General features: G+C 54.6%; 13 protein-coding genes. 5 read left to right on the plus strand and 8 right to left on the minus strand.

Features of this window, described 5'->3' with window-relative positions; translation table 11 throughout:
- Positions 1-241: 241 nt before the first annotated feature.
- The 5 genes from ACR0MI_RS12630 to gntH all read right to left on the minus strand — a co-directional run bounded on the left by ACR0MI_RS12630 (position 242) and on the right by gntH (position 6,940).
- Positions 242-1,399 carry an MFS transporter gene (locus ACR0MI_RS12630; RefSeq protein ID WP_170617594.1) on the minus strand — a complete coding sequence of 386 codons (1,158 nt, stop codon included), beginning with the start codon at positions 1,397-1,399 and terminating at the stop codon, positions 242-244.
- A 346-nt stretch (positions 1,400-1,745) separates the two neighbouring features.
- Complete coding sequence (locus ACR0MI_RS12635; protein WP_170816986.1) at positions 1,746-3,005, minus strand: HupE/UreJ family protein; 1,260 nt, start codon at positions 3,003-3,005, stop codon at positions 1,746-1,748.
- 4 nt (positions 3,006-3,009) lie between these two features.
- A complete protein-coding gene (locus tag ACR0MI_RS12640; RefSeq protein WP_170816987.1) occupies positions 3,010-4,698 on the minus strand; it encodes a hypothetical protein in 1,689 nt (562 codons plus the stop codon).
- A gap of 40 nt (positions 4,699-4,738) precedes the next feature.
- Positions 4,739-5,539 carry a hypothetical protein gene (locus tag ACR0MI_RS12645; RefSeq protein ID WP_480491956.1) on the minus strand — a complete coding sequence of 267 codons (801 nt, stop codon included), beginning with the start codon at positions 5,537-5,539 and terminating at the stop codon, positions 4,739-4,741.
- Positions 5,540-5,608: 69 nt separating this feature from the next.
- Positions 5,609-6,940 (minus strand): guanitoxin biosynthesis MBL fold metallo-hydrolase GntH, encoded by a 1,332-nt coding sequence (gene gntH, locus ACR0MI_RS12650; RefSeq protein ID WP_170617588.1) that lies wholly within the window; start codon positions 6,938-6,940, stop codon positions 5,609-5,611.
- A 240-nt stretch (positions 6,941-7,180) separates the two neighbouring features.
- Between gntH and ACR0MI_RS12655 the strand changes: the two genes are divergently transcribed.
- Positions 7,181-8,458, plus strand: coding sequence for a tetratricopeptide repeat protein (locus ACR0MI_RS12655; protein WP_480854515.1), 1,278 nt, complete (start codon positions 7,181-7,183; stop codon positions 8,456-8,458).
- A 163-nt stretch (positions 8,459-8,621) separates the two neighbouring features.
- Positions 8,622-9,740: a hypothetical protein gene (locus ACR0MI_RS12660; protein WP_170619863.1), complete on the plus strand. Its 1,119-nt coding sequence runs from the start codon at positions 8,622-8,624 to the stop codon at positions 9,738-9,740.
- A 69-nt stretch (positions 9,741-9,809) separates the two neighbouring features.
- Here ACR0MI_RS12660 and ACR0MI_RS12665 read toward each other — a convergent pair whose 3' ends face one another.
- The 3 genes from ACR0MI_RS12665 to ACR0MI_RS12675 all read right to left on the minus strand — a co-directional run bounded on the left by ACR0MI_RS12665 (position 9,810) and on the right by ACR0MI_RS12675 (position 11,545).
- The gene (locus ACR0MI_RS12665) at positions 9,810-9,980 is read right to left on the minus strand and encodes a hypothetical protein (protein ID WP_170619310.1); all 171 of its coding nucleotides are present in this window, start codon (positions 9,978-9,980) and stop codon (positions 9,810-9,812) included.
- An 85-nt stretch (positions 9,981-10,065) separates the two neighbouring features.
- Positions 10,066-10,242: a hypothetical protein gene (locus ACR0MI_RS12670; protein WP_480813291.1), complete on the minus strand. Its 177-nt coding sequence runs from the start codon at positions 10,240-10,242 to the stop codon at positions 10,066-10,068.
- Between the two features lie 388 nt (positions 10,243-10,630).
- On the minus strand, positions 10,631-11,545 hold the full coding sequence (locus tag ACR0MI_RS12675) for a LysR substrate-binding domain-containing protein (RefSeq protein ID WP_170617196.1): 915 nt from the start codon (positions 11,543-11,545) through the stop codon (positions 10,631-10,633).
- A gap of 172 nt (positions 11,546-11,717) precedes the next feature.
- On the opposite strand from ACR0MI_RS12675, the gene ugpB reads away from it, so the two are divergent.
- The 3 genes from ugpB to ugpE are packed head-to-tail and all read left to right on the plus strand — an operon-like array spanning position 11,718 to position 14,827.
- The gene (ugpB, locus tag ACR0MI_RS12680) at positions 11,718-13,028 is read left to right on the plus strand and encodes a sn-glycerol-3-phosphate ABC transporter substrate-binding protein UgpB (RefSeq protein WP_170617194.1); all 1,311 of its coding nucleotides are present in this window, start codon (positions 11,718-11,720) and stop codon (positions 13,026-13,028) included.
- 60 nt (positions 13,029-13,088) lie between these two features.
- On the plus strand, positions 13,089-13,970 hold the full coding sequence (gene ugpA / locus ACR0MI_RS12685) for a sn-glycerol-3-phosphate ABC transporter permease UgpA (protein ID WP_170617192.1): 882 nt from the start codon (positions 13,089-13,091) through the stop codon (positions 13,968-13,970).
- Between the two features lie 20 nt (positions 13,971-13,990).
- Complete coding sequence (gene ugpE / locus ACR0MI_RS12690; protein WP_170617208.1) at positions 13,991-14,827, plus strand: sn-glycerol-3-phosphate ABC transporter permease UgpE; 837 nt, start codon at positions 13,991-13,993, stop codon at positions 14,825-14,827.

Here is a 14,827-nt window from a genome sequence, read left to right on the forward strand (position 1 = left end):
CTTCGGTTCGTGCGAATTGCGTACTCAGTTTCGCGTTCAATGAAGCAGATAAATTGTCAGCCTGCTTCCCTGAGATCGTGTCTCGCGGGTTTGCGGCTAGCACCAATTGATTGTCCTGAAACTATCACGGCGATGCAGCGGAAGACGGCTGACTCCGCTTAGCCAGCATTCGTTTCATATTTTGGCTTTTACCGCCCGCTTTGACCCAATAACGGTCATCAACTTACGGTTTGATAGTGTTCTATGACGCTTCAACTCTCGCCAGCGGTCCGGGTTCTTCCCGTATTGGAAGATGAATGAACCCTGCTAGCAAGCCAAGCGCGACTGCCGACCACCACATTGGCGTGTAGTCCTGGTTGAGGTCGTATATGCGGCCACCGAGCCACGCCCCCACGAAACTGCCGGTCTGGTGGCTCAGGAAAACAAGACCAGCCAACGTTGACAAAAATTTCAACCCTTGTGTTTGTGCGACCAGCCCCATGGTCAGCGGAACTGTCGACAACCAGAGCAGGCCCATCAACGCGGAAAAGACCAGAACGCTTGTCTCGCTAATTGGAAACAGAACGAAAAGGGTGATGACCAGGGATCGCGTAAAATAAATACCGCTGAGGACCTTCTTCTTTGAATACACCTGGCCGGACCAACCCGAGAGAAACGACCCGGCGATATTGAACAATCCAATAAGTGCCAGCGACCACGCACCAACCCAAGACGCAAGGCCGAGATCCACGACATAGGCTGGCAAGTGCGTTTGAATAAAAGCCACGTGAAATCCGCAAACAAAGAACCCGAAGAAAAGACAAACATAACTTCGGTCGGAAAAGGCCATTGATATGGCGGTTCCAAAATCGCCTGCACTGCTGCCAGCGGCGCTGGGAACGGAGACGCGAGAAATGAAAACGAGAAATGGCAGGATCAGTGCAAAGCTGAAAGCGATCAAAATCAGCGCGGTTTGCCATCCGACCCCGCCAATCATGGCGGTGGCTGATGGCGCGGCCACGAACATCCCCAGAGAGGCAGCGGCGGTGCCCAGACCAAGAATGAAGCTCCGCCGCTCCGGTGTTACAACTTTTCCCAGTGCTCCGATGACAATCGGAAAGGATGCCGCGCCCGTTCCAATCCCGACAAGGACACCCGTAAGGATAAACGGAATCGGATCAGTAACGAGGCCCCTGAAAAGGAAACCGATCCCAGCGCAAACAGCTCCGAAACCAATCACGCGCGCTGTTCCATAGCGATCTGCAAAAGCGCCTGCGACAGGTTGAGCGATCCCCCACATCAAAGCCTGAACAGCAACAGACAACGAAAAAACTTCGCGACCCCAACCAAGTTCGGAAGACATAGGTGCCAAGAACACACCAAATGTAGCGGAGAACCCGAAGCCAAGAAAGGCAACCATGCATCCTGCAAAAACTGCGGCGTTCAACTGGCTTTTTGTAGGGGAAGTGCTTTCCACGTCGGCTCCTGGCGAGCAGTAAGAGATCTCAACTGCGAAGCTGGCACGATCCGTGCTCGCAATCAATTGCGAGCCGTCAACGTGAACAGAGTTTTCGGATCTCTAAAGCTGTCGACGCGCGGCGAAAGACCGCTTTGTGCGCAGGGATTACACTGCACCTACGAGTTGCTAAACTCCGCGTTACGGACAAAGTTGTTACTTAGTCGAAACTCGCTAAATGGAACTAAAGTTACAAAGCCGCTTTTTTTTCCACGTTTCGATATTTTAAGTCGCCCAAACAGAGCCGGAGTCAGAGTAACGCCTCTGCCCGTTCGACCACCCAAACCATCGCGACCAGACTTGCACATGCCGCGACGGCGGCGCGGGAGCCAACCCAGATCCGCCCCGGCTGTTTGCGCAGAAACAGCACCAGCGGCCAGACCAATAGAACGATCATAACTTGCCCGGCCTCCACACCAACATTGAAGGCCAGCAAGCTGTGCCAAACGTTCGGTGCGTCGACGCGCAGGATCTGGTGCAGCATGAAGGAAAACCCAAATCCGTGCAACAAACCGATCCCTGTCGTGATTGCAAAGGCCTTCAGGTCACCGTGTCCCTTTTCCAGTGGCCAGACCGCCATCATGGCAGCGTAAATTATGGAAAGCGCAATCGCCAATTCAACAGTTGGGATGAACCATGCGCCACTGGGTGCGAAACCAAAAAAGCCAAGGATCAGCGTTACTGTATGGCCGAGGGTAAACCCCGTGACGCGCGCCAGCAGGCTATGAAGATTCAGAGCCCCGATGATCATGCAAAGCACGAATAGCACGTGATCGGGCCCTTCCAGAATGTGCCGAATACCTTCGACAAAGAAAGTCGAAGCCGCTGAGGTCGCTGATCCCGATACCTCGACCGGGTTATGCATCAGGCCCCTGGCACGGTAAGTCCGAACCTCCTGCCTGTTGTAGTCGAGGATCAGGTTCGCGGTGTCTTTCTGTCCCTCAAGTCCCGGATCAGAGGCATAGGACAGACTGTAGGTTCCCACTTGTCCTGTATTGAAGCGCAGATGCACGTCCACCATCACGGCACCCACATACGTCTCGTCGGTCGTGGGGAAAACATCGCCGGGTGCAAGTGCAGCCCGGGCTTCATCCAGCGTAGCAAATCCGGGCTCCTGCCCCAGCGGGTGCAACCTGATAGAAACGACATTTGCCTTTTGTTGCTGACCTTCGATTGACAACAACAGGCTGTCGGCAGCGATACGGGCCAAACCGCTTGAGTCACGACGCAAGGCGGCCTGATCCACGTAATGCATCAGCACGCCGTCTTCGATCTGATTGTATGTATAAGGTGCCGGAGCGGGCAGCCCATCGGCGCCTGTCGGTCCGACGAGTTCCGCGACCAGATATGGCATCGGCAAGCGCACGTAGACATCAAGACCATCTTCCGAGTGGGCAACATGATGAATACGGACATTCTGGTTCAGATTGAAATGCGCCTTGGCGCTTTCTGCACACAATGAGATCAAGGCTGACAGCAACGCAAAAATGAACAGCCGCACAGGTTTCACTATGTTAACCCCCTGCCTTTGCACTGATTATTGTCAACCCATCAAGCATCCATTGGTTGCCATGCCGCGAGACGTCGAGCACTCCGCGATAAAGGACCGCCTGCCTGTGAAAATGCCCCCAATGGCCGCCGCTGACACGGGCTGTCCAATTGGCGAGCGCCTGGTGTCGGTTCCTTGCATCACCGACCGCAAAGCTTTCGACGTTCAAATCAACAATTTCCTCTACGCGCGCCAGTGCGCCGGATGGTAACGTAACCGACAAACCTCGCTTCATCTCGGCTTGTACGTCATCGCGATTGCCCGCCTCAACGAATGGCTCAAGCGCTGCCGCAGTCTTGTCACTTTGCGTCTCAAGCATCGCAGTGCCAATGTTGCTCAGCAGTCCTTCCACAACCTGATGCGTGGCGATCTCATCCGGTTCCGTCGTCATCGCGAAGGGCATCGGGCTTTTTACGGGGTAGGCGACAATTGCGGCGGCCCCGAATGCACCGGTCAGGCTGATCAAAATTAAGCGCTGGCCCCCGGTACGTTTAGACGAAACCCAAGCACAAATGATACCCAGCAGACCCAGGCCAATGGCAAACAACGGCACCTGTGTCAGGCTCGCAGTTTTGACAACTACAGCGCTCGTTTTCGGGTCTGCCCAGGTCGTCAGGTGGTTATTCCAACTAACAACAGGATCGGACGCGTAAATCTGTGATGGTACCGCCCCGGCCGGATCGGTGAGGGTGATTGGTATGACGTCCAGATTGTCCGGGAACAATTCCCACGCCACATCAACACGATTGGGTAATGTCATGACCGGGTAGGACAGCACAACGCCCAGCAGCATCGTATTTCGGTTGGCTTCCGCCTCATCCGGAAGGACGCGCAAACCTTCGGCCCCAATCTGGATACGTGAGACCTGCACAGTATCAGGGTTCACTTGCTTGCCATCGATGGCGATCGGGTTTCTGTTCGCAAAAAACTGCGAAACCTCAGACTTAATGCCCGCGACCTGATCCGCCGTCAGTCGTTCTGTGTTTCCAAGGTTCAGATCTGCCCAACCTTCGAAGTCTTTCAAACGCAAGATGATCTCGTGCCGGACGACCCGCGGTTCCATGGCCAGAAACGACATCATCGGGGATTTGTGGTGACGGGTCAGATTGGGGTTTTCAAATGTGGTGAACCACGGGTCACTCCAATCCGGGATCATCGTCTCGGGCTGCGAAAGATAGCGATAGTCTGTAACCGGAACGCCCATATGTTCGGCCACCACGCCAATAGAAGCCAAAGGAATACCGTCAGCACTCAGCGGAGGGACAAACCTGATCCGTTCGGGCTTACCATTAAACGGATACTCCATATCCACGTAGATGACGTTGTCACTGCGCGGTCGCGGTCGATATTGCGCGCTGGCGGCTGTTTGCCGGGGTGTCCTGGGTCGCACATCGATCGTATTTGTTGAGCTGGTCAGTTCTTCTCCGTCCGCCCAAACCTGAAGGTTTTGCCCCGTCCGCTCGGCCAAAGACAAACCCGAGCCGTCATCTGGGACGACAAAGACCGGATAGTCACTCAGATCTATCTCGAGGATGACCCGCACATGGTCGGGCTCTACCGAAAGCTCGACGAAGTTTGGCGCGGTTTCGCCGCCGTAGGGTGAAACAAGATCAGCAACCGACTGGTTTGCGCTGAACATAAGGCCCGCGAGCATCGAGCTCAAAAAGACCCCAATGTTGCAAGCAGCGCCAGACTTAGAAATGAAACGCGACGGCAGCATAAATGCCATTCTGATCCACGTCATAGGCAAACTCCCCACCCGAACGGTTTATGGAATAGTCAATTCCGTAGAATTGATAGCCAAACCGCAGGGACGTGTTCTCCCAACCTTTCCAGTCGAAGCCTGCAAGAAGCAGGTATTGCAGGTCATCACCATTCACACCAAATCCGCTTAGTTCGGCGCGGCTGGCAAAGCTCCATTTGTCGTTGATTTCCACCGCATAGCGCAGCGCGATCATTGGCTCGAACCAGTCTTCGGTTCCGCCCAGCGTCATGCCCGGGCCAAGGCCGGAAATGTCGATCTCTTGCTTTAACCGGTTCCACTGAACACCGATTGCGGCGTCTGCCGCGTAGCGCCTGCCAGAGGCATTGACCCCGTTCGCAAATCGGTAAGCACCCTGAACATTGGCGAAGGTTTGCCGGACATCAACATCGACACCCACCCTTCCGCCGGGCAGGGTGCCGTCGCCGCCAAGCCTCACATAGTAGACCTCGGAGATGATCCCGAAATCTCCGTTCCAGCCTTCATAGCGCACCGAAGCGGCCCCTTGCAGCACATCCAGAACCTCACTCAGGCTCAAGTCCAGATCGACGCTTGTACCATCAATGGTCGAGGTGCCCGTGGTGCTGAGCGGGAGGAACAGATAAGGCGTGATCGAGTGCCGCCAACCACCTTCATCATTCTCTGATCTGGCAAGGGACTGAGCGCTTGCGGTTTCCGCAAAACCTACGATCAGCGCGACAGTCAAGATCAGTTTATTCGTGATATTTCGCATCGCAACGCCCCTTGCATTATTCAAAAAAACCGGCACGTGCTGCTCAGCACGTACCGGTCAAATTTGATTTTAGTTGTCGCCGGGATACGGGAACTCCTGCCCCAAGGCTTCCGAAGCTTCTTCGTAGATGGGTCTCAAGACATCGTCGACATCATCAAAACCACCCTTTGTAAAATCGGAAAATTCCATAACCTCCGGGGCCAAGCCCACCTGCTCGGCATAAGCTGTTTTGTCTGCCGGGTCCGGCGCGATCGCTGGAGCGGCAAGCGGCGGCGACCATGTTCGTTCTTCAGTGGCCGCCATTCGAACGGTGATATCGTCTTTAGTCACATTCCAGACCATGAAATCATCCGCCATGCTCAGGGGGCCGTCGTACGTGGATCGAATTCTCTCATACACGCCATTAGCCGTGTCGAAGTCGTTAAAGAAATGGTACGCGACAGCCATGCGAGGCTGGATATCGCTCATCACTTTGCCGAACGCTTCGGGCGCAGTGTGAACTTGTGTCCCGACTAACAAAGCCGACTCGGGCGTAAACTTCATCTTGGCGACGAGTTCTGGCACCGCAATGAAACACTCGTGGATCGCTAGATCGGCATTCTTTGCGTATTCCTTGAACCATGTGTTTGGATAGGTGTCCGAGCTGAATACGAATTTCAGGCCGTTCCATTCGAGCGCGTAACTGACTGCACCGTCGATCGAGTGAATGGCCGGGAAAGTGCGTATCTGGACTCCATTCTCGTCGTAGATAACCTCGTTTTCCAGTTGGTAGTCGAATTCGTTAACTTCCATCGAATACCCACGAAAATCAATGTTACCAGCGCGACCGGCCAGATCCCAGGTCAGCATCTTCTGCATATGATCCAACGCATAGGCCGTGCCAAGTTCCTCGGCTGGCCCGCTCGGGCCCCAGACGCGCAACGGCACGTTTCGCCCCATCAATGCGCCGCCGATGAACAGGTCATGCAGCGCACCAAAGTGGTCGGTGTGCAGATGTCCGATAAACACTTTGTTGAGGTAGTTGTAGGGGATTTGCAGCGACGAAATCCGCTCGGCCGACCCCGAGCCAATATCGAACAGGAACTTGTCCCCGTTGCCCAATTCCACAAGGAAACACGCGGCAGCCTGCGCTGCCCGTGTTGTGGGCATTCCGGTCCCGCACGCGATGACCCGCATCTCATCTTCGGCCAGGTCTTCGGTGTTTGGATAGTACACATCCCGCGGACGATCACGCACCATCGTCGGAGAAACGTCTTCCGTTTCCTGCGCATATGCCGCCGAAGGTGTAACAACACCAATTAGTGCTTCCGTAAACGCTTGCGGAGAAACGGCCCAGGCGCCGAAAAGCACACCAATTGCGAAATGCTTACTCAATCTTCTGTAGTTCGAATGATAGGCCATATACCGTCCTCCAATCGCTTAGCAGCGAGGTAGGCGGGCGTAGCGCAAAGGCGCACATCATCCCGCTGTTATGCTTATCAAACTGACACTTAGTGACTACGAATGTAAGTGACTCACGGTGACTATTGGCGTGACTCACGTTCCGATAATTGCAAGAATAAGAATATGGTAAGGCGTTCCGAAGACATCCCGGATAATGACAAGCGTGCCGCCCTAAGCAGATTGCTTGCGGACGCGCACATGGATGGGTCCGAAAGACTTCAGGCCTTTTTGACCTACATTGTTGACGAAGAACTCGCCGGGCGAGGCGAAAAAATTCGTGGGAAAACAATAGCGCAAGACGTCTATGGCCGCGACACCTCAGAAGGGACCGATCCGGAAAACGTTGTTCGCGTGGACGCCAGACGGCTTCGTCAATTTTTGGAACTGCATTACGAGGGCATTGGAAAAGAAGACCCGGTACGCCTGCATATCGACAGCGGCGGGTACAGGCCACGGTTCGAAGCGGCCACCAGAGTGGGTTCGGCATCGCTTTCGACTGACACCAAACGTTTTGGCCTTCCTATCGGCGCGTTCGGTTTTGGGGCTGTTGTTGGCGCACTGATCGCAGTCAGTCTTGTTCCGGACAGAAAAGACCCCACTTCGGCAGAACTAAGCAATCCACCTGAGACGAACACGAACGCATTTTTACAGCGCGCCGCAATTTACGAAAAGTCCCCTGCCGCTTTGCAAGCCTTCAATCTGGCGCAACTAGCACGGACAATGATTTTTCCGATCTTCGACCGGCAGCGCCAGTTACTGGTTCTTTCTGTGTTTGAAGGTGTGATTGAGATGGACCCTGATTACTTTGGTGGCTACGCGGGTGCAGCACAGGCATTGGCGTCGCTCTCAGTGATTTCTCCACCATCAGACGCCAAAGCGGAATATGCCGATGCTGCCATGAAATTGGCAAACCAGGCCGTTAGCCTTGCGCCAGACCAAGCCTGGAGCCAGTCCGCCGAAAGCTGGGCCTATTTCGCCAATCGCGATTACGATGCTGCGTTACAACTCGGCAGGCGCGCCTCACAACTTGACCCGAATGATGGCGCAGTCCTCGACTTTTCTGGGGCTGTCGCTTTGTTTTCCGGCGAGTTCGAGGAAGCAATCGAAACAGCTGACCGGCTTTCCCTTATGAATTCCAGCAACCAAAGGTTTGCCAATCGCAACATTTCAGGCGCGACCTACTTTCATCTGGGTGAGTATGAAAAAACGGTTCAGCGCTTTGAAGAGGCCAAGCAACTTGGGGATCCGCTGAGTGCACCTTCTCTGGCTTATGTCACGGCTGCCTTGTCTGCGATGGGACGCGATCAAGCTGCCCAGGCAAAGTTGGCAGAGCTTGAGCGCGCCTGGCCAGGCGCACCAATTGGTGCGATGCTGAAAAGTATTCATAGAGACGACAAAAACGCCGAAGCCGTGTTGCATGAACTGCGAAAGCAGGGCTGGGTCAGTCCCGCCGAGCAGGAAGAAGTCCAGCAATGAGTTGTCTCATTGCGCGTGTGGCAGACTATACCGGCGCAAGCCTTCTGAGCAAAAGTCAGTCAGCATATTGTTCGGTGCGAACTGAAGGCTGGAAGTGATCAATGAACAGACAGTCAAAGGAGGGGCTGTCGCGTTACCGTTCGAATTTGAAAGGGTGTGTTGAATGTTCAGCTTTGGTCGGCCTCGCGCCTTTCAGGACCGCTTTGCGCGTTCCCTTGGCATCCCCCTATTGGTCGTTGCCGTATTGATTGCCACTGCATCTCAACCCCGCCTTACAAGCGCATGCACGGTGTGCATAACACTGCCGGACGCATCACTTGCTGATCATCTGATTTCGGCCGAAATCATTGTTTTGGCCGGACCTGCACAGGACAACCCATTCAGATTTGATCCGAAAAAGCTGATCAAAGGCACATCTGAGGATCTTGCAGGATCGCCTGAGATTCCGTTTCTCGTCGACAGTGCGACCCGGGCAACATTTCGAAATTACCCGGACAAGAGCATTCTCTTTACCTATGGAGCGGTGGACAGGGACGCGGCCGGGCGCGGTTTCTCGCGCAGATGGAAAAGGATATTCATTCTGAACCCGGACCGGGAACAGTTTCTGGCAAGTCTCGAGGACGCGGCAAAATACTGGTCTTTCGGCAGCAAAAACGTTGCGGAGCGTGTTGAGTTCTTCGCCGGGTATCTAAACTCCTCGGATCCCGTCCTGCGTGACACGGCGTTGATCGAACTGGATCGCGCCCCGTATCCAGCGGTTCAAGCCCTGCGCCCAAAGGTTCCAACCAACCGGCTGATGGAGGAGCTTCGCAACATCAACCGCATAAGCTTTGTTCCGATTGCAATTCGTCTCTTGGGTTTGCAAAAGGACGATGCGGAGGCGGTCGGGATCGTACGGGCACGTTACCCGCGCGCCGTAAGCAGCCGCAGCGGTTACCTTTACGATTGGGCTCTTGCCGGTTTGGAGGTGGACGGATCAGTTGCGGTGCAAACCATCGACAATGCGCTTCAAAAGTCAGGACGGAAATTGCAAGACAGGCAGAGCCTGATACGCGCGTTGACTGACGCTGGCACAGCTTCTCCGAACCTCAGAGATTCGATCATCGACGTTTTTTCCAGAGCCCTGACCGACGACAGCGCGTTGGCATTGAACATCGCGATTGCGGCGCGCGACTGGCAGGAAAACCGTTTGGATCACCTACTTAAGGCAGTACTGGAAAATGAAGAACCTGATCCACTGACGCGGTTCGTCATCCAAACCAAGATTGCACCAACTGATTGAAAACAGACGCCTTCAGTATCCAAACGACACTAAGCATGATGGTTTTGGCAAAACTCAGGCCTTCAAGGTTCACTTTGGTGCTTCACCAAAGTAGCCTCCAAAGAATGCGACCATTGCCAGCAATACGCCGACCAGTATTGCGATGACCCAAAGTGCTCCGCTGCCCTTGGCAAAATATCCCATCGAAAGCAGGCCAACTACGAATATTCCCACCAAGAAATACAGTATTGTATTGTCCACCTTATCCCCCCAAACGCTAAATCAATTGCGCAACCATCTATCTCACTCGGAAAAAACTGATCCGACCGTGGTTCGAAAGGCCATGTTAAACGGCCTGTGGTGATTGTCGGATACCATTCAGCGTGGCGAACAAAACCGGGACGAGGATCATTGTGAGCATCGTGCCCACCGTCAATCCGCCCATGATCGTGACAGCAAGACCCACCCAAAACACGTCCGGCAGCAGCGGTATGACACCCAGAACCGTGGTTGCCGCGGCCAATACGACGGGGCGCAGTCTTGAGGCGCCGGCATTCAAACCTCGGTTCGGTGAAAGTAAGTCAGACGAGGGCAACACAGCTTCAGGCATGTTAAGTTCGCGCTGGCCTTGAGGTGACGCTAAGACGGCTTAATACAAAATGAAGGTATGCTTCCATAATTGCGCTTTGGCTTTTTCGCAAATACAGAAAATGATCTTTTTCTGAAGGTTTTTCGCTGCGGGCAGAGGTACAAGTTTGCCGTTGGGCGCCGATGGCGGCCTGCGTTGACAAACTTCGTAAGGAGGAAACCGCGGGGTTCAGGATCAGGTCACGAGGATAGAGTGCGGACCTTAGGCAATTGGTGAGCGCAGAGTTTGCTGTCAGTCCAACTTCGTTTTCATACTTCTGTGCTCATCGACTGACCTTCTCTGCCTTATACGGGTCTAGGCTTTCCCTAAACTGTTCGATGAATTCCAAAGTCACCAGTGACGGTTGCTTTAAAATCGGGCGCACCAGCGAAAGGGTGTGCGGCAACAGTGGTTTGAATGGCCGATAGCTTAAGCCCCGAGATGTGTATTGGACGGCGTCAAGTTCACTCACGACAGATACGCCAACGCCTTTGACGGCCAACTCGCAGGCCGCCGTGAACTGCCTGACTTCAATATGGGAACTCAATTCGACATTGGCATTTTGAAACGCTTTCGAAAGCCGACCGAAAAAGTCGCTGTCGCGTCGCGTGTGGATGATTTTGCTATCTTCAAGGTCCGCAGGCGTAACTTCGGAGAGGTTTTCCAGGTCATGTCCGGTCGGGAATACGCAAACTGTCCGGACGTCGATATTTGTGCTTTCGACCGCCGGGTGACCATTAAAGCTGTCTGTGATTCCGAAATCATACTGCTCGCCGATCATCCATTCGAGAATGCGTTCTGGTCTGTCTGGTTCGATTGTCAGGGTGACACCAGGCCGATTTTCCAGAAATCTGGAGACGACATCGGGTAGGTGGCTGGTGGCAAATCCGGGCAGGCAAGCGACTCGGATGTGCCCTGCTTTGCGTTTTGTGATGTCCTGGCTGACATCCGAGATTTGTCTCATAAGCTCGAGAACACGCTCGACGCTGGGCAAAAGGTAACGAACCTCCTGAGTTGGCACCAATCTGCCTTCCCTGCGATCAAAAAGCTGGAACCCAAGTGACTTTTCAAGATCCGACAGCAATCTGCTGACAGCAGGCTGGCTTACCCCTAAATCGTTTGCGGCCGCTGTGACAGAGCCATTGGTGGTCACTGCCATAAGGGCTTCCATTTGCCGGACTCTCAGAATTTGACTCATTTCCGATCCTAGTCTGCTGTCCTTGTGCATAACATTGTGTTATTTTTTTATCCAGCAGATAAAGCTTGAATTATATTTCTGTAACGCTAACGTCGTGAAATCGTCATGTGTGCCGTTTACGCGTAGCGGTCGGTATTCAACGAAGCATCGAACCTGATGCATGGGAGGAATCATGAATAAGAATCTGCTAGGCGCTCTTGCCTTAACAACTGCCTTGTCCCCGGTGGCGGCAATGGCGCAAACCGAAGTTCAGTTCTGGCATGCCTTCACCGGTCGACTGGGTGAACTTGTGAAAGCGCAGGTCGAGGAGTTCAACGCCAGCCAGGATGAGTTTGTCGTTGTCGAAAGCCACAAGGGCAACTACTCGGAAACCTTGAATGCGGGGATCGCCGCATTCCGTGCCGGTGAACAGCCGCATATCCTGATGGTGTTCGAAGTGGGCACGGCAACGATGATGTCGGCCGAAGGTGCAATCAAACCGGTCTATGAAGTTATGGCTGAAAGCGGCGCTTCCTTCGATCCCGACGCATATATTGGGGCGGTCAAAGGATACTACACGACAACTGACGGTGACATGCTGTCGTTGCCGTTCAACTCTTCCACGCCGGTTCTGTGGGTCAATCGCGACGCCATGGAAGCGGCCGGTGTCGACCCGGATACGGATCTGTCCACCTGGGAAAAAGTTGGCGACGTTCTCGAGCAGCTCAAGGCTGGTGGTGAAGACTGCCCGCTGGTGACTGCATGGCAAAGCTGGATCCATCTTGAGAACCTGTCAGCCTATCACGACGTTCCGTTCGCCTCGAAGGACAACGGTTTTGCCGGTCTGGATACCGAGCTGATGCTGAACGGCCCGGCGCAGGTCGCGCACCTGACGGCAATGGGCGACTGGGCCAAGGATGGCAAGTTCATCTACACCGGGCGCAGGAACGAAGGTGGGGCAAACTTCCGGGCTGGCGAATGCGCGTTGTTTACGGAAAGCTCGGCCGGTTACGCTGGCATCAGTTCCGAGGCTGAGTTCGATTTCGATGTGCGCCCGCTGCCCTATTGGGAAGCTGTCACGAGCGAGCCGCAGAACACCATTATCGGTGGCGCATCGCTTTGGGTGATGGAAGGTCATGACCCTGAAGAATACAAGGGCGTCGGCGAATTCCTGAGCTTCTTGTCGTCGTCCGACGTGCAGGCCGCCTGGCACCAGGACACCGGCTATCTTCCGATCACGGCTGAAGCTGGCGAAGCCACCCGCGCTGCGGGTTTCTATGACGAAAACCCGGGAACCGACATCGCGGTGATCCAGATGACTGCGAAGGAGCCGACCGCAAATTCGAAAGGTCTGCGTCTGGGGTCGTTCGACCAGATTCGCGGGATCATCGACGAAGAGCTTGAGGCTGTCTGGTCCGGTGAAAAGACCGCTCAGGAAGCGATGGACAGCGCAAAAGAACGCGGTGACGCGCTGCTGCGCCGGTTCGAATCCGCCAATCAATAAACCACAATCCGATGCGGGCTCTACAGAGCCCGCATTCTCTTTCTTCGGTGGACCATCAGGATGGAAAAACGCGTCACCTTTCGCGGCTGGCTGTTGCCATTGGCGCTGATCGCCCCTCAGGTCATCATTTCCGCTGTATTCTTTTTCTACCCTGCCGGTCAGGCCGTTTGGCAATCTCTGTTCATACCTGATCCGTTTGGGCTGTCGTCCCAGTTTGTGGGGCTCGGCAATTTTGAGTTCCTGTTGAGCGATAAGTTCTACCGCGCCTCTTTCGTGACAACAGCCGTGTTTTCGACGCTCGTCACGCTGTGTTCGATGATCCCGGCCTTGTTTCTGGCGGTCATCGCAGACCGCCTGATCAAGGGATCGGGTGTCTATCGGACGCTGCTGATCTGGCCCTATGCGGTCGCGCCTGCGGTGGCAGGTGTACTGTGGCTGTTTATGTTCAACACGCGCGTGGGTGTCGTATCGTGGTACCTCGGCCAGCTTGGTTATGACTGGAACCACGTTCTGAACGGCACCGAGGCCATGGGGCTTGTGGTCGTCGCCTCTGCCTGGGGGCGCATCAGCTATAACTTCCTGTTCTTTTTCGCAGCGTTGCAGTCGGTCCCAAGGTCGGTGATCGAGGCTGCCGCCATCGATGGCGCACGCTTCTGGCGCCGATTCTTCACGATCGTGCTGCCGCTTTTGTCACCAACCGCGTTCTTCCTGCTGGTGGTGAATGTCGTCTATGCCTTCTTTGAAACATTCGGCGTCATTCACACAATCACCGGCGGCGGGCCACAGCAGTCGACGACTATTCTGGTCTACAAAGTCTTTTCGGATGGGTTCGTCGGACAGGATCTTGGTTCGTCTTCGGCACAATCTGTCATTCTGCTGATCGTCGTGGGCCTGCTGACCGTCATCCAGTTCAAATACGTGGAAAAAAGGGTGCACTACTGATGGCAGCCCAACAACACGGAATGGTCGAAAAACGCGGCATGGGGATCTGGTTGACTCATGCCATGATGATCCTTGGCGTCTTGATCATCTTCTTCCCGATCTGGCTGGCATTTGTCGCCTCTACCGTCACCCAGCCTGAAATCGTGTCACCGCCCATGCCGTTGGTACCGGGTGATCAGTTCTGGGAGAACTACAAGGCCGCGCTGTTTTCCGGCGTGAATGTCCCGGTTGCCACGATGTTGTTCAACAGCCTCGTGATGGCCATTGGGATCGCAGTGGGCAAAATCGTGATTTCACTGCTCTCTGCTTTTGCGATTGTCTATTTCCGCTTTCCCGGACGGACGACTTTCTTTTGGCTGATCTTCCTGACGCTTATGCTTCCGGTCGAGGTTCGTATCGTGCCGACTTTTGAGGTCGTCGCAGGGTTCGGAATGCTCAACAGCTACTATGGGCTGATCTTCCCCTTGATCGCCTCGGCCACCGCAACCTTCCTGTTCCGCCAGTTCTTTCTGACAATCCCGGATGAACTGGCTGAAGCCGCCCGCGTAGATGGGGCCCGACCGATGCGGTTCTTCATCGATATCGTGGTGCCCATGAGCCGCACCAACATCGCGGCGTTGTTCGTGATCCTGTTTATCTATGGCTGGAACCAATACCTGTGGCCGCTGCTGATCACGACTGATCCAGAGATGAATACCATCGTGATGGGTATCAAGCAGATGTTCCCGTCCGGCGATGATGTGGCCGAATGGCCGGTCATCATGGCGACGTCCATTCTGGCGATGATACCGCCGGTCATCGTGGTGGTGTCGATGCAAAAGCTCTTTGTCCGCGGCCTTGTCGATAGCGAGAAGTAA

Source organism: Ruegeria sp. D4 (assembly GCF_056534475.1).

Bases quoted from the DNA above. Each gene is read 5' to 3' on its own strand.
- ugpA (WP_170617192.1), top strand. From the start codon at position 13,089: ATGGAAAAACGCGTCACCTTTCGCGGCTGGCTGTTGCCATTGGCGCTG.
- ACR0MI_RS12655 (WP_480854515.1), top strand. From the start codon at position 7,181: ATGGATGGGTCCGAAAGACTTCAGGCCTTTTTGACCTACATTGTTGAC.
- ACR0MI_RS12660 (WP_170619863.1), top strand. From the start codon at position 8,622: ATGTTCAGCTTTGGTCGGCCTCGCGCCTTTCAGGACCGCTTTGCGCGT.
- gntH (WP_170617588.1), bottom strand. From the start codon at position 6,940: ATGGCCTATCATTCGAACTACAGAAGATTGAGTAAGCATTTCGCAATT.
- ugpB (WP_170617194.1), top strand. From the start codon at position 11,718: ATGAATAAGAATCTGCTAGGCGCTCTTGCCTTAACAACTGCCTTGTCC.
- ACR0MI_RS12630 (WP_170617594.1), bottom strand. From the start codon at position 1,399: ATGGTTGCCTTTCTTGGCTTCGGGTTCTCCGCTACATTTGGTGTGTTC.
- ugpE (WP_170617208.1), top strand. From the start codon at position 13,991: ATGGTCGAAAAACGCGGCATGGGGATCTGGTTGACTCATGCCATGATG.
- ACR0MI_RS12675 (WP_170617196.1), bottom strand. From the start codon at position 11,545: ATGAGTCAAATTCTGAGAGTCCGGCAAATGGAAGCCCTTATGGCAGTG.
- ACR0MI_RS12640 (WP_170816987.1), bottom strand. From the start codon at position 4,698: ATGCTCGCGGGCCTTATGTTCAGCGCAAACCAGTCGGTTGCTGATCTT.
- ACR0MI_RS12645 (WP_480491956.1), bottom strand. From the start codon at position 5,539: ATGCGAAATATCACGAATAAACTGATCTTGACTGTCGCGCTGATCGTA.